The 20,854-nt window shown below is 63.1% G+C and carries 24 protein-coding genes and 1 pseudogene; 13 read left to right on the forward strand and 12 right to left on the reverse strand.

Annotated elements, in window-relative coordinates:
• Window positions 1–13 precede the first annotated feature (13 nt).
• On the reverse strand, window positions 14–190 hold the full coding sequence (locus ATN38_RS18675) for a hypothetical protein (RefSeq protein ID WP_003942133.1): 177 nt from the start codon (window positions 188–190) through the stop codon (window positions 14–16).
• 237 nt (window positions 191–427) lie between these two features.
• On the opposite strand from ATN38_RS18675, the gene ATN38_RS18680 reads away from it, so the two are divergent.
• The 3 genes from ATN38_RS18680 to ATN38_RS18690 are packed head-to-tail and all read left to right on the forward strand — an operon-like array spanning window position 428 to window position 2,313.
• On the forward strand, window positions 428–1,024 hold the full coding sequence (locus ATN38_RS18680; protein ID WP_007735162.1) for a biotin transporter BioY: 597 nt from the start codon (window positions 428–430) through the stop codon (window positions 1,022–1,024).
• 6 nt (window positions 1,025–1,030) lie between these two features.
• Window positions 1,031–1,711 carry an energy-coupling factor ABC transporter ATP-binding protein gene (locus ATN38_RS18685; RefSeq protein ID WP_007735161.1) on the forward strand — a complete coding sequence of 227 codons (681 nt, stop codon included), beginning with the start codon at window positions 1,031–1,033 and terminating at the stop codon, window positions 1,709–1,711.
• On the forward strand, window positions 1,708–2,313 hold the full coding sequence (locus ATN38_RS18690; RefSeq protein WP_042450682.1) for an energy-coupling factor transporter transmembrane protein EcfT: 606 nt from the start codon (window positions 1,708–1,710) through the stop codon (window positions 2,311–2,313). The genes ATN38_RS18685 and ATN38_RS18690 overlap by 4 nt, the downstream gene beginning before the upstream one ends.
• 39 nt (window positions 2,314–2,352) lie before the next feature.
• Here ATN38_RS18690 and ATN38_RS18695 read toward each other — a convergent pair whose 3' ends face one another.
• From ATN38_RS18695 to pgsA, 5 genes are all read right to left on the reverse strand, one after another.
• Entirely contained in the window at window positions 2,353–3,198 is an 846-nt protein-coding gene (locus ATN38_RS18695) for a hypothetical protein (protein WP_256931972.1), read from the reverse strand.
• A 31-nt stretch (window positions 3,199–3,229) separates the two neighbouring features.
• A complete protein-coding gene (gene pspA, locus ATN38_RS18700; RefSeq protein WP_003942098.1) occupies window positions 3,230–4,042 on the reverse strand; it encodes a phage shock protein PspA in 813 nt (270 codons plus the stop codon).
• A gap of 156 nt (window positions 4,043–4,198) precedes the next feature.
• Complete coding sequence (locus tag ATN38_RS18705; RefSeq protein ID WP_030535559.1) at window positions 4,199–4,561, reverse strand: helix-turn-helix domain-containing protein; 363 nt, start codon at window positions 4,559–4,561, stop codon at window positions 4,199–4,201.
• A gap of 90 nt (window positions 4,562–4,651) precedes the next feature.
• Entirely contained in the window at window positions 4,652–5,149 is a 498-nt protein-coding gene (locus ATN38_RS18710) for a CinA family protein (RefSeq protein ID WP_218748347.1), read from the reverse strand.
• Window positions 5,146–5,787 (reverse strand): CDP-diacylglycerol--glycerol-3-phosphate 3-phosphatidyltransferase, encoded by a 642-nt coding sequence (gene pgsA, locus ATN38_RS18715; protein WP_003942125.1) that lies wholly within the window; start codon window positions 5,785–5,787, stop codon window positions 5,146–5,148. The genes ATN38_RS18710 and pgsA overlap by 4 nt, the downstream gene beginning before the upstream one ends.
• A 120-nt stretch (window positions 5,788–5,907) precedes the next feature.
• Here pgsA and ATN38_RS18720 point away from each other — a divergent pair, with 120 nt between their 5' ends.
• Both ATN38_RS18720 and ATN38_RS18725 read left to right on the forward strand, forming a co-directional pair.
• Window positions 5,908–6,432 (forward strand): amino-acid N-acetyltransferase, encoded by a 525-nt coding sequence (locus ATN38_RS18720; protein WP_007735157.1) that lies wholly within the window; start codon window positions 5,908–5,910, stop codon window positions 6,430–6,432.
• Between the two features lie 58 nt (window positions 6,433–6,490).
• Window positions 6,491–6,775 carry a YciI family protein gene (locus ATN38_RS18725; protein ID WP_003942124.1) on the forward strand — a complete coding sequence of 95 codons (285 nt, stop codon included), beginning with the start codon at window positions 6,491–6,493 and terminating at the stop codon, window positions 6,773–6,775.
• Between the two features lie 16 nt (window positions 6,776–6,791).
• Here ATN38_RS18725 and ATN38_RS18730 read toward each other — a convergent pair whose 3' ends face one another.
• From ATN38_RS18730 to thyX, 6 genes are all read right to left on the reverse strand, one after another.
• Complete coding sequence (locus ATN38_RS18730; RefSeq protein WP_019748181.1) at window positions 6,792–7,772, reverse strand: TerC family protein; 981 nt, start codon at window positions 7,770–7,772, stop codon at window positions 6,792–6,794.
• A gap of 45 nt (window positions 7,773–7,817) precedes the next feature.
• Complete coding sequence (locus ATN38_RS18735; protein ID WP_218748348.1) at window positions 7,818–10,589, reverse strand: DNA translocase FtsK; 2,772 nt, start codon at window positions 10,587–10,589, stop codon at window positions 7,818–7,820.
• A gap of 124 nt (window positions 10,590–10,713) precedes the next feature.
• Window positions 10,714–11,337: a TIGR03085 family metal-binding protein gene (locus ATN38_RS18740; RefSeq protein WP_003942175.1), complete on the reverse strand. Its 624-nt coding sequence runs from the start codon at window positions 11,335–11,337 to the stop codon at window positions 10,714–10,716.
• A gap of 59 nt (window positions 11,338–11,396) precedes the next feature.
• Window positions 11,397–13,406 (reverse strand): ribonuclease J, encoded by a 2,010-nt coding sequence (locus tag ATN38_RS18745; RefSeq protein ID WP_003942231.1) that lies wholly within the window; start codon window positions 13,404–13,406, stop codon window positions 11,397–11,399.
• Window positions 13,407–14,312: a 4-hydroxy-tetrahydrodipicolinate synthase gene (gene dapA / locus ATN38_RS18750; protein ID WP_003942142.1), complete on the reverse strand. Its 906-nt coding sequence runs from the start codon at window positions 14,310–14,312 to the stop codon at window positions 13,407–13,409. It lies immediately after the preceding gene.
• Window positions 14,313–14,355: 43 nt separating this feature from the next.
• Window positions 14,356–15,108 carry an FAD-dependent thymidylate synthase gene (thyX, locus tag ATN38_RS18755; protein WP_003942250.1) on the reverse strand — a complete coding sequence of 251 codons (753 nt, stop codon included), beginning with the start codon at window positions 15,106–15,108 and terminating at the stop codon, window positions 14,356–14,358.
• A gap of 154 nt (window positions 15,109–15,262) precedes the next feature.
• Here thyX and ATN38_RS18760 point away from each other — a divergent pair, with 154 nt between their 5' ends.
• From ATN38_RS18760 to nuoE, 8 genes and pseudogenes are all read left to right on the forward strand, one after another.
• Window positions 15,263–15,742: a toxin-antitoxin system HicB family antitoxin gene (locus tag ATN38_RS18760; RefSeq protein WP_003942206.1), complete on the forward strand. Its 480-nt coding sequence runs from the start codon at window positions 15,263–15,265 to the stop codon at window positions 15,740–15,742.
• Between the two features lie 87 nt (window positions 15,743–15,829).
• Window positions 15,830–16,264 carry an SRPBCC family protein gene (locus ATN38_RS18765; protein WP_003942203.1) on the forward strand — a complete coding sequence of 145 codons (435 nt, stop codon included), beginning with the start codon at window positions 15,830–15,832 and terminating at the stop codon, window positions 16,262–16,264.
• Window positions 16,265–16,444: 180 nt separating this feature from the next.
• Window positions 16,445–16,837 carry a response regulator transcription factor gene (locus ATN38_RS18770; RefSeq protein ID WP_042450864.1) on the forward strand — a complete coding sequence of 131 codons (393 nt, stop codon included), beginning with the start codon at window positions 16,445–16,447 and terminating at the stop codon, window positions 16,835–16,837.
• Window positions 16,838–17,048: 211 nt separating this feature from the next.
• Window positions 17,049–17,408, forward strand: coding sequence for an NADH-quinone oxidoreductase subunit A (locus ATN38_RS18775; protein WP_003942165.1), 360 nt, complete (start codon window positions 17,049–17,051; stop codon window positions 17,406–17,408).
• An 80-nt stretch (window positions 17,409–17,488) separates the two neighbouring features.
• Entirely contained in the window at window positions 17,489–18,043 is a 555-nt protein-coding gene (locus ATN38_RS18780; RefSeq protein ID WP_003942234.1) for an NADH-quinone oxidoreductase subunit B family protein, read from the forward strand.
• 20 nt (window positions 18,044–18,063) lie between these two features.
• A pseudogene (locus ATN38_RS18785) lies at window positions 18,064–18,702 on the forward strand (NADH-quinone oxidoreductase subunit C); the annotation flags it as partial.
• Complete coding sequence (nuoD, locus tag ATN38_RS18790) at window positions 18,702–20,033, forward strand: NADH dehydrogenase (quinone) subunit D (RefSeq protein ID WP_007735150.1); 1,332 nt, start codon at window positions 18,702–18,704, stop codon at window positions 20,031–20,033. The pseudogene ATN38_RS18785 and the gene nuoD, both read left to right, overlap by 1 nt.
• Window positions 20,030–20,854: an NADH-quinone oxidoreductase subunit NuoE gene (gene nuoE, locus ATN38_RS18795; RefSeq protein WP_003942123.1), complete on the forward strand. Its 825-nt coding sequence runs from the start codon at window positions 20,030–20,032 to the stop codon at window positions 20,852–20,854. Before nuoD ends, nuoE begins: the two co-directional genes overlap by 4 nt.

Genomic DNA, 20,854 nt, shown 5'->3' on the forward strand with positions numbered 1-20,854 from the left:
CAGATCTTGCCCGTCAGAACCGCGAAGCGGGCGAATTGTCGTCACTTCCCGACATCGCCTTCACCAGGAAGTAGATTCCGAAGCCGACAGCGCCGACCACCAGAACCCAGAAAAGCCCCTTGATCAGCGCACCGACCACCGCGAGTGCGACCCACACCAGTACGACGGCCAAAACGATCTTCCAAAACATGCTTACCTCCAACGTGCCGTTGAATAATCAGTCGAATCGGACAGGTGCTGCGTCGTCCGTAGAACCAGCCTGACAGGTCTGGCGTGACAAAGCAGCAGCTCAGCGGCAAGTTCAGGTAAAGATCAGGGTTCACCCCGAGACCGGCCCTCACGCAGGTCAGGTGTCCAACCCATGGGAGCTTGCTCCTGGCGTAAACTCGCGAAGTTCGATCCCGTATGCCGAAGGAGCACGTCCGCAGTGTCTACGACCCGTTTCCCCGCTCGCGATCTCGCGCATGTAGCCGTCTTCGCCGCACTCATCATCGCGCTGGGCCTACCCGGGTCGATCAACATCGGCATTTCCGGCGTGCCGATCACCCTTCAGTCCATGGGCGTCATGATGGCCGGCGCTCTACTCGGACCGCGCAAGGGTGTTCTCGCCGTCCTGACGGTCATTGCTCTGGGATTGGTCGGTCTACCGGTCCTTGCCGGCGGTCGCACCGCACTCGTGTCTCTATCGAGCCCGACAGCCGGATTCCTCATCGGTTGGATCCCGACGGCGTTTGTCATCGGATGGCTGACCGCCAAGATGCTGCCCAAGTACCGGATCATCGCGGGCATCGGCATCAACCTTCTCGGCGGCGTCGTCGTTCTCTACGCGTTCGGCATCGTTGGAATGATGGTCCGCGGACACATGAGCTTCGTTGCCGCATGGTCGGCCAACGCCGCCTTCATCCCGCTCGACGCCGCAAAAGCAGTCGTCACCGCGTTGGTCGCGTCCCAGGTTCACCGGGCATACCCGGCACTACTGCGCGACTCGGTGATCTCGTCGAACAAGACCGTGGTGGCGAATTAATCTCCGATGAGTGAGATCGTCTTCGAGAACGTCGGACACAGCTTCGGTGAACGAACGGTCCTGCAGCAGATAGATCTGCGACTGAGCGAGCAGCGAATCGGAATCGTGGGTGCGAACGGAAGCGGCAAGTCGACGCTCGCTCGCATGATCAACGGACTGGTCGTGCCGACGGAAGGACACGTCCACGTCAACGGCTTGGACACGGCGAAGAAGGGCCGCGACGTACGCAAGCAGGTCGGATTCGTCTTCACCGATCCCAACCACCAGATCGTGATGCCGACGGTTGCCGAGGACATCGAATTCTCGCTCCGCCGTAGCGGATTGGGCAAAGCCGAGCGCGCCGCAAAGGTGGCCTCGGTGCTCGAACGCTACGGCCTCGCCGGGCACGCCGACCATCCCACCCACCAGCTTTCGGGCGGGCAGAAACAGCTCCTCGCGCTCGCGGCCATCATGGTGACGGAACCGAACGTACTCGTCGCCGACGAACCCACCACGCTCCTCGACCTTCGCAACTCTCGGCTGATCAGCTCGGTATTCGAGTCACTCGATCAGCAACTGATCGTCGTGACCCACCAACTCGATCTCCTCGAGTCCTTCGAACGGGTGTTGGTTGTCGACCAAGGCCGCGTCGTCGCTGACGGCTCCCCCGCCGACTCCATCGATCACTACCGGTCGTTGGTCTCGTGACCACTCTCGGCGTCTACCGTCCGGGCCGCTCACTCCTGCACCGGATGCCGACGGGGATCAAGCTCTTCGCCTTGGTCGTGGCCATCCTCGCCGTCTCGATCTTCGTGCGCGAGCCGTGGCAACTGGCAGCTCCCACGATCGTCGTTGTGGCCCTGTACGCGATTGCGCGCATTCCTCCGATGACTGCGATCCGGCAGCTGCGTCCGGCGCTGTGGATGTTGCTCTTCATCGGGGCGTTCCAGCTGATAGTCGCGGGATGGCAGCGAGCGGCCGTCGTGTGCGGGGTTCTGATCATTTCGATCGCCTTCGCGGCGATCATGGGTCTGACCACACGGATCTCCGAGATGCTCGACGCGATCACCCGGTTCCTGACACCCTTGCGACGCTTCGGCGTCAATCCCGAACGGATCGCTTTGCTCCTCGCAATGACGATCCGGTGCATCCCGCTGATGTTCGAGGTCATCACACAGGTGTCAGAGGCACGCAAGGCGCGAGGGCTCGGATTCTCGCTGCGATCCTTCGCAGTTCCGGTCATCGTCGGCACCCTGATGACCGCGGACGCAATGGGTGAAGCGCTGGCGGCCCGCGGCGCCGACGACTGAGATGTCGAACAGTGTGCATCGATCAGGCGCGAGAGCCGATCAGTTGTACTTGCGGGTGATGTCGTCCACCTCGCCGATGGCGTCGGCAAGCGCCGAGAGCCGCTCGGCGGCCGCGTGCAGCGCCGAGAGTTCTCGGTTGAATCCCACGAGCGCCGACGGGCTGTGAGGCGCTGTCAGAGCAGCTGCCGAAGTCACCAGATCCTCGTACTGATCCAACCCCGACTGCAACTCACGAACTGCGCCGTCGATGGTGGGATCAAGAGGTTCGGTCACCTTGGGTGTAGCGGCCACGGCGCGTTCCATTGCGACGACATCCGAAGACACCGCGAACATCGCTCTCAATGCCGAATCGGCGGTAACAGTGATTTCGTCCAACTCACCGGGGTCGATGGTGTCGGCGCGTCTGAGCACACTCAAGATCTCGAACAACGAAGTCTCGGCGCCGATGAGGCGAGACATCGGGATGAACGCGCGAGACGACGACGGTGGCAAGCGCCGGCGAATCGGCGCCGACGGCGGTGGGCCGGAACTCATCGAACGGTAGCGGCCGACCGCGATGACGGCGGGAACCGCGAACAGTGCCGCTCCCCCGCCTGCCACGACCACCGACCACTCGGGGGCCGACGCAACAGCAAGGCCGGCCGTGCCGACCACTGATCCGCCGGACATGAAACCCCAACGCTGAGCGCGTCGACGTGCACGGGCACGTTTGCGCTCGAATTTGGCGCGCGGGTCCTGCCACCGCCGAGCGGCATCCGCCGCAGACAGTCCGACCTCGCGCAATGTGCCTGCGGTGCGTCCCAACGCTCCGAAGGCGCCGGATACGGAAACGGGAACGGCCGACCGGGGCTCGCGCCCAGATCGACCGTCTCGTGAAGAAAACATCAGAGCATCACTGCCGACATCGAGGATTCGGCTACTGCCCGGTCTGACCGGCAGCCGGGGGCTGCTTCTCGACGGACGGAGTCGCAGGAGTGGCAGCTGCGCCGCCGGAAGGCAGTGCCTCGCCCTTCATGGAAGCACGAATCTGCTCGAGGCGACTGTGCCCTGCCATCTGGACCGAGGCCTGCTGGACCTCCATCATGCGGCCCTGAACGGAGTTCTGGGCGAGCTCGGCAGAGCCGAGTGCGTCGGCGTAACGCCGCTCGATCTTGTCGCGCACAGCATCGAGGCTGGGTGTGTTGCCGGGAGCCGACAGCGTGCTGTCCATGGACCGAAGGGACTCGCTCACGCGCTCCTGCATCTTGGCCTGCTCCAGCTGGCTGAGCAGCTTGGTGCGCTCGGCAACCTTTGCCTGCAGAGTCATCGCGTTCTGCTCGACAGCCTTCTTGGCCTGAGCGGCGGCCTGCAAGGACTGGTCGTGCAGTGCCTTCAGATCTTCGACGCCCTGCTCGGCCGTCACCAACTGGGCCGCAAAAGCTTCGGCAGCGTTGGTGTACTGGATCGCCTTGTCGTTGTCGCCGGCAGCAGCGGCCTGATCGGCGAGGTTGACGGCCTGGCGCGCGTTGGCGTTGAGCTTTTCGACCTCGTCGAGTTGACGGCTGAGCTTCATCTCGAGTTGACGCTGATTACCGATCACCGACGCAGCCTGCTGGGACAACGCCTGATGCTGGCGCTGTGCGTCCTCGATCGCCTGCTGAATCTGAACCTTTGGATCTGCCTTCTCATCGATCTTCGAATTGAAGAGCGCCATCAGGTACTTCCAGCCCTTGACGAAAGGATTAGCCATTGGTTTGATCCTGCCTCCATCTGATGCGCCGCGCCGAACGCGACCCGGAGCGCGACCGTCGCGCACCGAAACAAGGGCTGCGCCCTATCTGCTCTGACCCCACCTGCTGGAAACCGGCGGTTACGTACAAAATCTATCGGTTACGGCCGGTAGTGGCTACGCCGCCGCCAACCTTCGAGCGTTCGGCGCCGGAATCACGACGCGGGTGTCGCGTGCGATTGTCGGCGAACCGGAAGCCGACACGGCGGGTTCGGCGACCTGTCGACCAGCGACCGGAGCGCTCTTCTTCGTGGCCAGGGTCTCGCTCACGTCGACCAGCACGTCGGACAGTGGGACTGCGAGCGCATCACAGATCGCCGCCAACAGTTCGCTCGATGCTTCCTTACGTCCACGTTCCACTTCGGACAGATAGCCCAAGCTCACACGCGCGCTGTTCGACACCTCACGTAGCGTGCGGCTCTGCGAAACGCGCGTACGCCGGAGACTGTCACCGATTGCCTCACGCAATAGCAGCGCCATCTCGCTCCTCCTTCATCCGTGACCTCATCGTGCATGGTCGTACGTCTTCACAATCGTCAACGTCCGAACACATCCGATTGGTTCCCGAGCCTATCGTGCCGCACGCTCTGCGACACGATCACGTAACCGCGACACGGCAGTTGCGACTGCGGTTGTCCGAATCTCCCACCGTTCGCCGCCGAGCGCGAGGGGTACGCATTCGGTTCCGTCCGGGCCGGCGATACCGAGAAACACCGTTCCGACCGAGTGTCCGTCCTGCTCACTCGGACCGGCGACTCCGGTCAGTCCGATACCCCAGTCGGCGCCGCACCTCGTCCGGGCGCCGAGCGCCAAAGCCACGGCGGTGCTCTCGGACACGGGGCCGTCCGTTGCCAGACGCTCGGGATCCACGCCCGCCAGCGTCGCTTTCAGGTCGGTCGCATACACGACCAGGCCCCCACGCAGCACCGCGCTCGACCCTGGCACGGACGCGATCGCAGCCGTGAACAAGCCAGCCGTCAGAGATTCGGCGGCGGCGACAGTCTGCCTCGCGGCGCCAAGGGCGTCGACGAGTTCGACCACTCCGAGTGCGAGCAGCGGGTCCGTCATGACTCGACTGCGCGAACTCCGGCGCGAAGCCTGATCGCCTGCACGATGTATTCGATTCCCGTCGCCACCGTCAGCACGACGGCAGCAGCCATCAGCAATCCGCTGACGATGTCCCAACTGCTCGGCAGCGGGCAGAGGTAGAACCCGATCGCGACGGCCTGCACGAGGGTCTTGAGCTTGCCGCCCTTGCCCGCCGGGATGACCGCGTGCCGCAGTACCGCGAACCGCAACAGCGTGATTCCGAGTTCTCTGGCGATGATCACTCCGGTCACCCACCACGACAGGTCACCGAGAACCGAAAGACCGATCAGCGCGGCGCCGATCAGTGCCTTGTCCGCGATCGGGTCCATGAGTTTGCCGAAATCGGTGACCAGACCGTACTTCCGAGCCAATTGGCCGTCGATCCGATCCGTGATCGCGGCGACGATGAACACGCCCATTGCCCCGAGACGCCACCACGTCGAGTGTCCGCCGTCGACGAACAGAACAACGAGAAAAACCGGAACGAGAACCATTCGGACCATCGTGAGAATGTTCGCGATGTTCAGCAACGGAACCGGGTTGTCCGCGACAGGTGTGCCGTCGGACGGGCCGACGGCGGCGCGATGGGCGTCGGTCTGATCGCGCGGGGTACTCATCGGATCACCGCACAGGCGGTGAGCCGAACCCGGGACAAAGCCGAGCGGCGCGGGAATTGCGTGGGGCGGACAGGCACGCGACTTAGAATATCGGTAGGGCCATTGACTAATGTGCACCACATGACTTCGACCGCGCCGACCTATACCGAGAGCCAGTTGATCGTGCGTCGCGCGCGAACGTCGGACATCCCCGAAATCAAGCGTCTGATCGACATCTACGCCGGCAAGATCCTCCTCGAGAAGAATCTCGTGACGCTGTACGAGGCAGTCCAGGAGTTCTGGGTCGCCGAGCGAGGCGGCCAGGTAATCGCTTGCGGCGCACTGCATGTGCTGTGGGCGGACCTGGGTGAGATCCGCACCGTCGCAGTCGATCCGACCGCCAAAGGCCAGGGCGCAGGTTTCCACGTCGTCGACAAACTCATCGAGGTCGCCAAGGAATTGGAGTTGGAACGGTTGTTCGTTTTGACGTTCGAGACCGAGTTCTTCCACCGTCACGGATTCGCAGAGATCGACGGCACCCCCGTCACCGCCGAGGTCTATGCGGAAATGTGTCGGTCCTACGACGCCGGCGTCGCCGAGTTCCTCGATCTGAGCTATGTGAAACCCAACACACTCGGCAATACTCGCATGCTCCTGACTCTCTGAACCGTTCAGACTCTTCACACACCACCATCTCGATCACCAGCCCCGAAAGCGGTTCACGATGTCGTTGTTCCTCGTCGAATACACCTACGCGCCCGAGAAGAACGCTCAGCGCGACGAAGTCCGTAGCGATCACCGCGCGTGGCTCGCGGATCTGGTTTCCCGCTCGATCGTCTTGTCATCCGGCCCGTTTGCAGATGGAAACGGCGCGCTGATCATCGTCGACGCCGCAGACGCCGACACCGTTTCCCTCCTCTTCACCCACGATCCGTTCGCGATCGCCGATTTGATCGAGAAGGTCCGGATCACCGAGTGGGTTCCGGTGTTGGGTCAGTTCAGCGCCTGAGAGCCCCGGCCCCGGCTTACTCCCCCGCCCGGTCGCGAGTCTTCAACAGGCTCGCGACCGTCGTCACCGCCAATACTCCGATGATCACTCCGAGTGAGAGTGCCGTGGAGATTTCCGGGACGGAGACGTGTTCACCTCCGTTGACGAACGAGAGGGTGTTCTCGTGCAACGCGTGAAGTACCAATTTCACACCGATGAACGCCAGGATTATCGAGAGCCCGTACGAGAGATAGACCAGCCGTTCGAGCAACCCACCGATCAGGAAGTACAGCTGCCGTAGGCCCATCAGCGCGAAGGCGTTGGCGGTGAACACCAGATACGGTTCCTGGGTCAGACCGTAGATCGCCGGAATCGAATCGAGCGCGAAGAGCACGTCGGCAAACCCGATTGCGATGAGCGCCAACAACAACGGGGTCACGACGCGCTTGCCGTCGATCCGGGTGATCAGTTTGTCCCCGTCGTATTCCTCGGTTGTCGGCAGCACCCGCTTCACGAGTGAGATGATGCGACTGTCGCGCTTCTCCTCGGCTTCCTTCTCATGCCCGTGATCGCGGATCAGGGTGTACGCGGTGTAGATCAGGAACGCACCGAAGAGGTAGAACACCCAGCTGTACGCATTGATGGCGGCCGCACCGACTCCGATGAAGATTCCGCGCATCACCAATGCGAGGACGATGCCGATCAGCAGGACTTTCTGCTGGAACTCTCGCGGGACGGCGAACGTCGACATGATGATCACGAAGACGAACAGATTGTCGACCGAGAGCGCCTTCTCCGTGACGTAGCCGGCGAAGTACTCACCGCCGTACGTGGTGCCCCAGATCCACATCACGACGAGGCCGAAGACGATGGCGATCGAAATGTAGACCGTCGACCAGAATGCGGACTCCCGGAAGGTCGGCGCATGCGGAGTGCGGACGTGGGCGAAGAAGTCGAAGACGAACAGGCCGAGGATCACCACGATCGTGATTCCCCAAGCCAACGGCGTCACATGCACGGGTTCCTCCGGTCGTCTGTCGACGGCTTCTCCGCCGAGGTGTCCCTACTCGTCTGCAGGTGCCTCATCCGGGTCGCCGCCGCGTATCGACCACAGCAGACCGTCGAGCTCCTCGGGCTTCATGAGCACCTCGCGTGCCTTCGAGCCCTCGCTGGGTCCGACGACGCCGCGGTTTTCCATGAGGTCCATCAGTCTGCCGGCCTTGGCGAACCCGACTCGTAGCTTGCGCTGCAACATCGACGTCGAACCGAATTGACTCGTGATGACCAATTCCACGGCCTGCAGGAGGACATCCATGTCGTCGCCGATGTCGGGGTCGACGTCTTTCTTCTCCCCTGCCTTCTGTGCGGTGACACCTTCGGTGTACTCGGGCTCGGCCTGGTTTTTCGCGAAGTCGACAACCGCCGAGATTTCCTCGTCGGTGATGAACGCGCCCTGCATACGGGTCGGCTTACCCGCGCCCATGGGCAGGAACAGCCCGTCACCCATACCGATGAGCTTCTCGGCGCCGGGCTGATCGAGGATGACTCGCGAGTCCGTCAGTGAAGACGTCGCGAACGCCAGACGCGAAGGCACGTTGGTCTTGATCAGGCCGGTGACGACGTCGACGGACGGGCGCTGCGTTGCCAGCACCAGGTGGATACCGGCAGCACGGGCTTTCTGCGTGATGCGGACGATTGCTTCTTCGACGTCGCGCGGCGCGGTCATCATGAGGTCTGCCAGCTCGTCCACGATCGCGAGGATGTAGGGGTACGGACGGTAGACGCGCTCGCTGCCCAGCGGGGCGGTGATTTCGCCGGACTTGACCTTGGAGTTGAAGTCGTCGATATGACGCACCCGGTTGGCCTGCATGTCCTGGTAGCGCTGTTCCATCTCCTCGACCAACCAGGCCAGCGCTGCCGCTGCCTTCTTCGGCTGAGTGATGATAGGCGTGATCAGGTGCGGGATACCTTCGTACGGCGTGAGCTCGACCATCTTGGGGTCGATGAGGATCATCCGTACTTCTTCCGGCGTTGCTCGGGTGAGCAACGAGACGAGCATCGAGTTCACGAAGCTCGACTTACCCGAGCCGGTCGAGCCTGCCACCAGAAGGTGGGGCATCTTCGCGAGGTTCGCACTGACGAAGTCACCTTCGATGTCCTTACCCAGACCGATCACCAGCGGATGGTGATCGCGTCGGGTGCTCGGCGCGTTCAAAACGTCGGCGAGGCGGACCATTTCGCGGTCGGAGTTCGGTACCTCGATACCCACCGCGGACTTACCCGGAATGGGGGCCAGGAGGCGGACGTTGTCGGTTGCCACGGCGTACGCGATGTTGCGGGCGAGCGCGGTGATCTTCTCGACCTTCACGCCTGGGCCGAGTTCGACCTCGTAGCGCGTCACCGTCGGTCCGCGGGTGAAACCGGTAACAGCGGCATCGATCTTGAACTGTTCGAGGACTTCGCTGATCGCCTCGATCATCGCGTCGTTCGCAGAACTGCGGAGCTTGGGCGGGTCTCCCTCGATCAGCAACGTCGTCGGCGGGAGGTTGTAGTCGCCGTCGGTGACCCGATCGGTGACGAAGTGTTCCTTCTCCTCCGGCTCCGGTTCGGGTTTCGGCACGGGCTTGGCGATGGGGACCGAACGCGCAGGCACCTTGGGGCGCGGCGCCGGAGTCTCCACCACGGGCGCTGCCGCAGCCGCGACGGGCTCGTCGGGTACTGCGGTGTCGTCGGCGTTCCACAGGCCGAGGACTTCGGTCTTCTTGTCGCCCGACTCGAACTCGTCCGTCGGGTAGTTGTCGATCGGTGCGCGTCGGCTGGGCCGCTTGGCGGGCTTGAGCGGCGGCTCGGCGTAGGTGTCGACCGGGTAGCCGTCGGCGTCGAACAGTGAAGGATCGTAAGCAGATTCGCCGTAGTGGTGCTCACCGTCCTCGTCGAATTCGGATCCGTAGTCGCCGTATTCATCCGAGCGATACGAGGCGCCGAAGAAGGACTGGAACTTGCTCGGCACCTCACGCAGAGTCGTTCCGGTCAGAAGGAGGATTCCGAATCCGGCGGCGATGACCAGCAGCGGCGCAGACAGCCAGACGGTGAGCCCGTTGGTGAGCGGGCCGCCCACGACGTATCCGACAAACCCTGCGCCGTTGGAGCGACCGGTGGCGTCTGTCGGTGAACCCGAGATGATGTGCCAGAGGCCGAGCGCCGGCAGACCGACCAGCAGCGATCCCATGATCAGTCGGGGCCGGATCTCAGGTTTCGGTTCGGTGCGCATCAACAGGATCGCGAGGCCGACGCCGACGATGGGGAGCACGGCCGAGGCCGCGCCGAAGATCGCCCGCACGAGGGTGTCGATGCCGCCGCCGATCGGACCACCGGCCTTGAACCAGACGCCACCGGCGATGACGACGCTGAATGCGATCAGGCCGAGCGCTATTCCGTCGCGGCGGTGGCCGGCTTCGATCTCGCCGACCTTACTGACGGTGCGTGTGGTGGCGCCGACGCCGCGGGCAGCCAGGGACCACCCGGCTCCGATTCCCTTGCCCACAGCGGCCAACGGGCTGGCCCGCTGAGAGGTTTTCGATACCGGGCGGCGCGCGGCCGACGACGTACCGGACGCCTTCTTGGGCGCCGGCTTGGAGCCTTTGCCCGACGCGGGGCGCCCACCAGCCCTGGCCGAAGTCGTGACATTTCGAGGAGTCGATACGGTTCGCGTGGTGCGCGAGGCACGAGGTTTTGCGGTTGCGCGCGCGCTCGGAGTAGAGGCTGACGACCTGGTCGATGCCCTGGACGTAGACGTGCTTGTACTGGATCCCCGGGCGCTCGACTTACCTGCCATGGAGTTCAGGCTAGTCTGTGCGACCCCATCTGGACCATCCGCAACACCAGCAACACTGGTGGCGAGTGCGAAACGTGATCTTCACAACCCGTCTGTCGAGCTCGGCTCCGGCAGAAGGGGGCCATCAGAAACTGCGATCGAGCGCCATCACGGATTGAACGTCGGCCAGTTCACCTTTGGCTTCGATCTTCACCTCGTTGCGACCGAAAGCGTGCAGCAGCAACTCGGCGGGTTCACCCTGCAGGACAACACTGCGAGAGCCGGATTTGTGGACGACCGCACTCTCGCCGGACGGAAGTTCGAAAATGACCTCGACAGCGGCTTTGCGGTAACCCATCTTGCCGATCTGCCGGGCGTACTTCCACAGCTGAGCCTGCCGACCCTCCGACAACGGACGCGGCGCCCAGTTCAGATGTGCGCGTCGTACATCTTCGTGGTGGACGAACATTTCCGTGGTATTCACCTGCGCGTCGAGCCAGTACATCGGCGACCACCGAGGCGGCCCACTCCGAACGTCGTCGAGGATCTCCTCCCACGGACGCGCCGCTGCGGCCTTACGCACGCTCTCGGTGTGACCGGCAAGAGGGCTCAACATGATTCCGGGAGCGGCGTCGAGACGCCGCTCCCGGACTATCAGATGTGCTGCCAGGTCACGATTGGTCCACTCCCCACACAGTGTCGGAGCATCGGGGCCGAATTCGACCATGCTGTCCACCAGGGCGAGTCGTTCGTCATGAGCGAAGGTCACCTTCGCCAAAGTACTCGAACCGGACCGGGTTCGAGCGGAAGCGACCTGCTGTGCCGAATCTACGGAACCGCGATGACCGTCGGAATGATCATCGGACGGCGGCGGTACTTGTCCGCGACCCAGCGTCCGACGACGCGGCGCACCGACTGCGCGATGCGATGAGCGTCGATGACGCCTTCGCTCGCCAACCGGGCCAGGTCCGATTCCACGAGATCCGCGGCAGCCTTGAGCGCTGTCGGATCGTCGGAGAAGCCGCGACCGGACACCTCGGGGGTGCTGACCGCACGGCCCGTCGACTCGTTGATGACGATGGTGATCGCGATGAAGCCGCCCTCACCGAGCACGAGGCGATCGGACAGCGTCGGCTCACCGACGTCGCCGACGGACAGACCGTCGACGTAGACGTGTCCGACCGGTACGCGTCCGACGATCTCGGCGAGACCGTCCACCATGTCGACCACGACGCCGTCCTCGGCCAATACGATGCGCTCTTCCGGCACGCCGGTTGCCTTTGCCAGCGCGGCGTTGGCACGCAGGTGCCGCCATTCACCGTGGACGGGCATGGCATTGGTGGGCCGAACCGCGTTGTACAGGTAGAGCAACTCACCGGCGGACGCGTGGCCCGAGACGTGAACCTTGGCGCTCTGCTGGGTCACGACGGTGGCACCGCGCTTGGCCAAACCGTTGACCACGGCGAAAACGGAGTTCTCGTTGCCCGGGATCAGCGAAGACGCGAGAACGACCAGGTCGTTGGCGCGGATGTTGATCTGACGGTGTTCGCCGCGCGCCATCCGCGAGAGCGCTGCCAACGGCTCACCCTGCGAACCCGTCGAAATGAGCACCAGGCGATCGTCGGGAAGGGTGGCGGCGGTGTCGATGTCTACGACGAGGCCGTCGGGCACCGTCAGGTAGCCCAGATCCTGGGCGATCTGCATGTTGCGGACCATCGAGCGGCCGACGAAGACGATGCGGCGGTTGTACCGAGCGGCTACGTCGACGACCTGCTGGATGCGATGCACATGGCTGGCGAACGATGCCACGATGACACGCTGCTTCGCCTTGCCGATGACGTTGTCGAGCACTCCCCCGATTTCGCGCTCGGGCGTGACGAATCCCGGAACTTCGGCGTTCGTCGAGTCGACGAGGAACAGGTCGACGCCCTCGTCGCCCAGGCGGGAGAATCCGGCGAGGTCGGTCAGGCGGCCGTCGAGAGGCAGCTGATCGAGCTTGATGTCACCGGTGTGCAGTACGACGCCGGCGTCGGTGCGAATCGCGATCGCGAGAGCGTCGGGAATCGAGTGGTTGACCGCGAAGTACTCGCAGTCGAACGGGCCATGAGTGGTGGTGTTTCCCTCGACGACCTCGACCAGGTTCGGACGCAGGCGATGCTCGCGGCACTTGGCGGCAACGAGAGCGAGAGTGAACTTCGCGCCGATGACCGGAATGTCCGCGCGCAGACGCAGCAAGAACGGCAGAGCACCGATGTGGTCCTCGTGTCCGTGAGTCAAGATGACGGCTTCGACGTCGTCCATACGGTCTTCGATGTAGCGGAAGTCCGGGAGGATCAGGTCGACGCCAGGCTGCTGGTCCTCGGGGAACAGCACACCGCAGTCGACGATCAGCAACTTGCCACGGTGCTCGAACACCGTCATGTTGCGACCGATTTCGCCGATGCCGCCCAGCGCGACGATGCGCAGACCCGATGCCGGCGCCTTCGGGGGTGTTCCGAGGCGACCCGTGGGATCGACGGCCGGACGGTTCTCGGGGCGCTTGTTTCCGCGCCCGTTGCCCGACTTCGATGCTGCCGGTCGGTTACCGCCGGAAGATTTGCGCGGCGACCTGTCTTCGGTCGACTTCTTGGGTGCAGCAGATTTGGTGGCAGCGGACTTGGTTGCTGCAGATTTGGTTGCTGCGGCCTTCTTGGGCGGGGCGGCTGCGGCGGGGGCCGCTTCTGCCGCCGGCGCAGCTGGTGCCTCTACCGGTGCGGCCTTTGCGGCCGTTTCGGGAGCCGGAGGCGAAGGCGGACCGGCTTGACGACTGGCACTACGACGTCGGGGGGGACGGGTCATTTACAAAACTCCTGCCGCATGCAGATCGGCGGCAAGACCGTCGATCTGCTCTTTAGTGGGTGCAACCTGCGGAAGGCGTGGTTCTCCGACATCGATTCCGATGAGTCGCAGACCCGCCTTCGAAGCGCTGACACCGCCGAGGCGGGCAACGGAACGAATCACAGGGATCAAACTGAGGTTTATCTCGCGCGCGCGGGCGATGTCGCCGGACACGAACGCGGTGTGAAGGTCGCGGAGACGACCCGGAACAAGGTGGCCGATGACGCTGACGAAGCCGGTGGCGCCCACAGCGAGCCACGGCAGATTCAGCGGGTCGTCGCCGGAGAAGAACTGAAGCTCGGTGGTGCCGATCAACTCTGCGCCGGCGTTGAGGTCGCCCTTGGCGTCCTTGACGGCCTTGATTCGCGGGTGCTCGGCGAGTCGGCGGATCGTCTCGGTCTCGATGGGAACGACGGAGCGGGGCGGAATGTCGTACAACATGACGGGCAGGTCGGTCGCGTTGGCGACGGCGGTGAAGTGTGCAAACAGTCCGGCCTGGGGCGGACGTGAGTAATACGGGGTGACGACGAGCAGACCGTGCGCTCCGGCGCGAGCCGCGTCACGTGCGAGTTCGACGCTGTGAGCGGTGTCGTTGCTGCCGGCGCCTGCAACGATCTTCGCGCGGTTACCGACGGCGTCGATCACTGCGCGGAGCAGGTCGAGCTTCTCGGACTCGGTGGTGGTGGGAGATTCACCGGTGGTACCGGCAAGAACGAGGCCGTCACAGCCGTTGTCGACGAGATGGGCTGCGAGGCGCACTCCCGCGTCGACGTCCAACTTCCCGTCGGCAGTGAACGGGGTCACCATCGCAACGGAAATGGTGCCGAACGGACGCTCGACAAGAGAAGCGGAATCACCGTAGGTCATGGTCAGAAGGTTACCCGGTTCAGCTCTTACTTCTGCACACGAGTCACGACTCGGCCGCAAATGCGCTGACGGCAATTTCCGATCCGTCGCTTCCGCGAAGAATCTCGTAGTCCCCGAACACATTTGGCGCGACATCACGAAGCTGACGCAGGCACTCGACCGCGACTCGCCGGATCTCGACATCCGCATGTTCGGTGGCACGCATCTCGACGAAGTGCCGCCAGGCCCGATAGTTCCCGGTCACGACCAAGCGCGTCTCGGTGGCGTTGGGCAGCACCGAGCGCGCAGCCTGCCTGGCTTGCTTGCCCCGCATCGGGGCACCGGGCACCGATTGCAGTTTCCCTTCGAGGGCAGTCAGCAGTTCCCCGTAAGCGCGACGGCTTTCGTCGGTGGCATTCAGAAACAGTGCTTCGAGCTCGGGATCACCTTCGACAGCAGGAGGCACGACGACGTTTGCATCGTTCTCACGGACGAATCGCTGCGAGAGTTGCGAGTACGAGAAGTGCCGGTGACGAATCAATTCGTGAGTGCACGAGCGCGAGATACCGGTGATGTAGAAGCTCACTGTCGCATGCTCGAGCACCGAAACGTGTCCGACCTCGAGCAGATGCCTCAGATAGCCGGCGTTGGTTGCGGTTCGCGGATTCGGCTTGGACCAACTCTGGTAGCAGGCTCGACCGGAGAACTCGACCAGCGCTTCGCCACCATCCGCGTCCGTCTCCCACGGAATGTCCTCGGGCGGGAAGAACTCGGACTTCGCCACCAACTGCACTTTCAGTGACACCGTGTTCGGCACAACCCACTCCTCGACAAGCACGAAACGACCAGCACGAAACCCGGGCGCCGTTCGCCTCAGGTGCTGGGCAACTCTATAGCGGTCGACCGCCCTCGATACCGAGTGACGTCATCACATCCTTGACTGACGTCACTTTTGACGCCACTGTGGTGTCATGGACATTTCGGAGTACACCGCAAAGCTGCAGAACGACCTCGCCACTGCAGCCGAACTCGGCGACGATCACACGCGCCGGATTGCGGCGTCGTTGTCCGCCGCCATCGAACCCTCGGTCCGCCTGGTCTTGTTGGCCGCGGCGACGGAACTGGCCAAGGAGATCGGGGCGAAGCTGGGCGACCGAGAGGTCAAGGTGAATCTCGACGGAAGCGAATTACTGGTCGACGTTGTTCGCCCGCCGAACTCGACCGGCGGCGAAGGTGCAAACGAGAAGGCAGACGACGAGAAGAAGGACTCAACCTACTCGTTCGACGACGTCAGCGGAGATATCAGCCGGGTGACGTTGAGGATGATGGAACAGATCAAAGCCCGCGCCGAGGAGGCCGCCAATCAGAACGGAGTCTCCCTCAACTCGTGGGTTTCACAAGCCGTCCAGGGCGCATTGCGGGACCAGATGCGCAAGAACGGCATGGACTAGCTCGACGCCAACCCGATCACCGAATGATCTAATTGCGCAACTGCAGTAATCACGAACCGTTGCCGCAAGGCGAGAAGGAGCACGTTCATGGCCGTTTCGGGCGTCAAGGAATTCGAGATCAAGGCTGATCCGGAAACGGTGATGAAGGCCGTAGCAGCCGTCGATCGGCTGCCGGAGTGGTCGTCTGCACACAAGAAGATCACCATCGAGAGCACCCACGACGACGGTCGCCCCCATCGCGTTCGCATGGCCGTGTCCATTCTGGGAATCAACGACGAGCAGGTAGTCGACTACACCTTCGAGGGCGACGAGAAGGTGACCTGGACCCTCGTGGAGAGCGGTCAGCAGAACCAGCAGGACGGCTCGTACGTCTTGACTCCCACCGACGGTGGAACCAAAGTCACCTTCGAACTGACCATCGATCCCAAGATCCCGCTGCCGGGCTTCCTGGTGAAGAAGGCACAGAAGACGGCCCTGGAAACAGCGAGCAAGGGCCTGACGAAGTTCGTCGAAAACTTCTGAGCACACACGCAATTCAGGCGGCCCTTACTTCGGCGTTCATCGCCGGGTAAGGGCCGTTTGCTGTGAAGCCGAGCTGTGTTTTCGCGGAAGTCCCTGCCGATGTTGAAGATTCGCCGGTAGCCAGGGACCGCCCGGAGTAACGTCGGCCGCGTGTCCGCCGAGACCGCAGAGCCCAACTCCATGGCACCCGTGCGCATCCTCGTCTACAGCGACGACGCACACACGCGCGAGCAAGTTCGGCTCGCTCTCGGAGAGCGCCCACATCCGTCGATGCCCACCATCGACTACATCGAGGTCGCGACGGCACCGATCGTCGTAGCCAAGCTCGATGCCGGCGGAATCGACCTCGCCATTCTCGACGGCGAGGCGAGTCCGGCGGGCGGCATGGGCGTCGCGAAACAACTCAAGGACGAGATCGCCGACTGTCCACCGATCCTCGTACTGACCGGTCGACCCGACGATGCGTGGCTGGCGTCGTGGTCGAGAGCGGAAGCCTCAGTGCCGCAGCCGATAGATCCGATCGAACTTGCTTCCACCGTCATCGCGCTTCTGCGTCGACAACTGAGCCGGTGAGCACCCGTTGCAGCGGTGATTCGTTGCGGCGCCGACTACTTCGGACTTTCGAGAGCGAAACTCGGCACCCCGAAAACGAACCCAATGTCGGAGGCCTCCCCTAGTGTGGGTGTCGCAGGTCACATAAGTATCGAATTGCTGGCAGTATCGAAATCGAACGGCACCTTCGGGCTGGGCGGACATCCGCACAGCGGAGAGGAGTTCGGGTGACATGAACGCTTACATCCCCATTCTCGTCCTCGGGGTCATCGCGATGGCCTTCGCTGTGGTGTCGGTTGTTCTCGCGTCCGTGGTCGGCCCGAAGCGGTACAACAGGGCGAAACTCGAAGCCTACGAATGCGGAATCGAACCGGCACCCCGTACCGCCGGTGGCGGGCGGTTTCCCGTCAAGTTCTATCTGACGGCAATGCTGTTCATCATCTTCGACATCGAGATCGTTTTCCTCTACCCGTGGGCGGTGCATTTCGATTCGCTCGGCTTGTTCGGCCTCGCGGCGATGGGCCTTTTCATAGTCAACGTCTCGGTGGCATACGCATACGAATGGCGACGAGGCGGTCTCGGTTGGGACTAGGCCAGCGGACACAGGTACAGCACACATACGTCAGACAAAACCGGTCACACCGCAGCTGTTACGACTGAAAAGAGTCGGATATGGGTCTCGAAGAAAAGCTCCCCAGCGGATTTCTACTGACCACTGTCGAGGGCCTGGCAGGGTATGCCCGCAAAGGATCACTGTGGCCTGCCACCTTCGGGCTCGCGTGCTGCGCGATCGAGATGATGGCAACCACGTCAGGTCGCTTCGACCTGGCGCGGTTCGGCATGGAGGCATTCCGCGCGTCGCCGCGACAGGCAGACCTTCTGATCGTGGCCGGGCGGGTCAGTCAAAAGATGGGGCCGGTACTTCGTCAGGTCTACGACCAGATGGCCGAGCCGAAATGGGTTCTGGCCATGGGTGTGTGTGCGTCGTCCGGCGGTATGTTCAACAACTACGCAGTGGTACAGGGCGTCGACCACATCGTGCCGGTCGACATCTACTTGCCCGGCTGTCCGCCGCGGCCGGAGATGCTCCTGAACGCGATCATCGAACTGCACCGAAAGATCCAGGAGATGCCCCTCGGCGTGAACCGCGAAGAGGCACGCGCGGCAGCCGAGCGCGCCGCACTGGCATCCACCCCCACCATCGACATGAAGGGGCTTCTGCGATGACCGCGGGCAACAACGGATCGAGGGGGATGTTCGGAGTCCGCGGCAGTGGTGACACCTCGGGCTACAGCCGGCTCGCCCCGCCGATCTCAGTAGAGGACAAGGCCTCTCGACCGTTCGGTGGATACTTCGACGAAGTTGCGGACTCCTTGGATGCCGCATTGCGCAGCGCGGGCAGCACTTTCACCGATGCAATCGAGCGGGTAGTGATCTTTCGAGACGAGATGACGCTGCATGTCGAACGGTCTCACCTCCCGCAGGTCGCGCGCAGACTGCGCGACGAATCGGAACTGCGCTTCGAACTTTGCCTGGGTGTCGATGGAGTCCACTATCCGCAGGACACCGGTCGCGAGCTCCACGCCGTGTATCCATTTGCTTCGATCACGCACAACCGCCGGATCAGACTGGAAGTGTCCGTGCCGGACACCGATCCACATATTCCGTCCATCGTCGGGATATACCCCACCAACGATTGGCACGAGCGTGAGACCTACGACTTCTTCGGGATCGTCTTCGACGGTCACCCGGCCCTGACCCGTATCGAGATGCCCGACGACTGGAAGGGCCACCCACAGCGCAAGGACTATCCGCTCGGCGGTATCCCGGTCGAGTACAAGGGCGCCCAGACTCCTCCACCCGACAAGCGTAGGTCGTACAACTGATGAACGAGACGACAGGAAGCAACTCCGGTGCCACGACGGAAACCGTCGTCACAGCATCGGGTCAGGACTGGGACGACATCGTCACCGCGGCCGCTCGCCAGCGAACCGGCGAGGCCGAACGGATCGTGGTCAACATGGGCCCGCAGCATCCGTCCACTCACGGCGTCTTGCGCCTCATTCTCGAAATCGAGGGTGAGACAGTCGTGGAAGCTCGGTGTGGAATCGGCTACCTGCACACCGGAATCGAAAAGAATCTCGAATACCGGAACTGGACGCAGGGCGTCACTTTCGTTACTCGAATGGACTACCTGTCACCGTTCTTCAACGAAACCGCGTACTGCCTCGGAGTCGAAAAACTTCTCGGCATCACCGACGACATTCCCGAGCGAGCCACCGTCATTCGCGTGATGATGATGGAGCTCAATCGAATCTCGTCGCACCTTGTCGCCCTGGCAACCGGTGGAATGGAACTGGGCGCCGTGACGGCGATGCTGTTCGGATTCCGCGAACGCGAATTGATTCTGGACGTGTTCGAGACGATCACCGGACTGCGGATGAATCACGCCTACATCAGGCCTGGTGGTCTCGCTCAGGATCTACCCGACGGGTCGGTCGCGAAGGTACGAGAACTGTTGAAGGTCCTACCGAAACGGTTGCGTGACGTCGAACTGATGCTCAGCGACAACTCCATCTGGAAAGCCCGCACCCAGGGAATCGGATATCTCGATCTCACCGGCTGCATGGCGCTCGGCGTGACGGGGCCGGTCCTACGCGCCACGGGTCTCCCCCACGATCAGCGTCGAGCGCAGCCCTACTGCGGCTACGAGAACTACGAGTTCGACGTCGTGACGCACGACGGATCCGATTGCTACGGAAGGTACGTCATCCGTGTCGAGGAGATGAAGGAGTCCCTCAAGATCGTCGAGCAGTGCCTCGACAAACTGCAACCGGGGCCGGTCATGGTGGACGACAAGAAGATCGCCTGGCCTGCCGATCTCGCTGTCGGACCGGATGGCCTCGGCAATTCGCAGAAGCACATCGCCAAGATCATGGAGTCGTCCATGGAGGGTCTGATTCACCATTTCAAACTGGTCACCGAAGGAATCCGCGTGCCGCCCGGCCAGGTGTACGTCGCCGTCGAGTCCCCGCGTGGCGAGTTGGGTGTGCACATGGTCAGCGACGGGGGAACCCGGCCGTACCGCGTCCATTTCCGGGATCCGTCATTCACCAACCTTCAAGCGGTAGCGGCGATGTGCGAGGGAGGCATGGTGTCCGACGTGATCGCCTCGGTTGCCAGTATCGATCCCGTCATGGGCGGAGTGGACCGATGACCGGCCCGAACGGCTCGTCACGGGTGTTCATCGAACTCGGGCCGCGCCCGGACGAGCCCACGCAACTGGTACGCCCTGGCGCACGATCGAGTTATCCGCCTGACGTACTCGCCCGACTCGACGCCGATGCCGAAACCGTCATCGCTCGTTACCGTGAGCCTGACGCCGCGGCGACCACCAGTCGATCAGCCCTCCTGCCGCTCCTTCATCTCGTGCAGTCCGAGGACGGGTACATCACCCCGGCCGGGATCGATTTCTGCAGTGCCAAGCTGGGTTTGACCGGCGCCGAGGTTGCCGCCGTTTCCACCTTCTACTCGATGTATCGCCGTGGTCCGACGGGTGAGTATCTGGTCGGAGTCTGCACCAACACGCTGTGCGCGATCATGGGCGGAGACGACATCCTCGCAGCACTCGAAGAGCATCTCGGGTCAGCAGGCTCCAGAGACGAAGGCGGACACTCCATCTCGACGTCCGACGGCAAGATCACCCTCGAACACATCGAGTGCAATGCGGCGTGCGACTACGCCCCCGTCATGATGATCAACTGGGAGTTCTTCGACAACCAGACTCCGGAATCGGCGCGCTCACTCGTCGATGCGCTCCGCGCCGGAGAGCGCGTGACACCCAGTCGCGGTGCCACACTGTGTTCGTTCCGACAGACCGCACGCACCTTGGCCGGGTTCCCGGATACGCGAATCGAAGCAGCCGAAGCACAAACAATCGGCGGGGCAACTCTTGCCGGACTGCGTATCAGCCGATCTCACGACGACAACCCACCCGGCTCGGCCTCAGCAGCCGACGCTCCCGGCGAAGGGAAGTGA

The sequence above is a fragment of the Rhodococcus sp. FH8 genome (genome assembly GCF_019266085.1).
In the GTDB taxonomy this organism is placed as follows: domain Bacteria; phylum Actinomycetota; class Actinomycetes; order Mycobacteriales; family Mycobacteriaceae; genus Rhodococcus_F; species Rhodococcus_F qingshengii.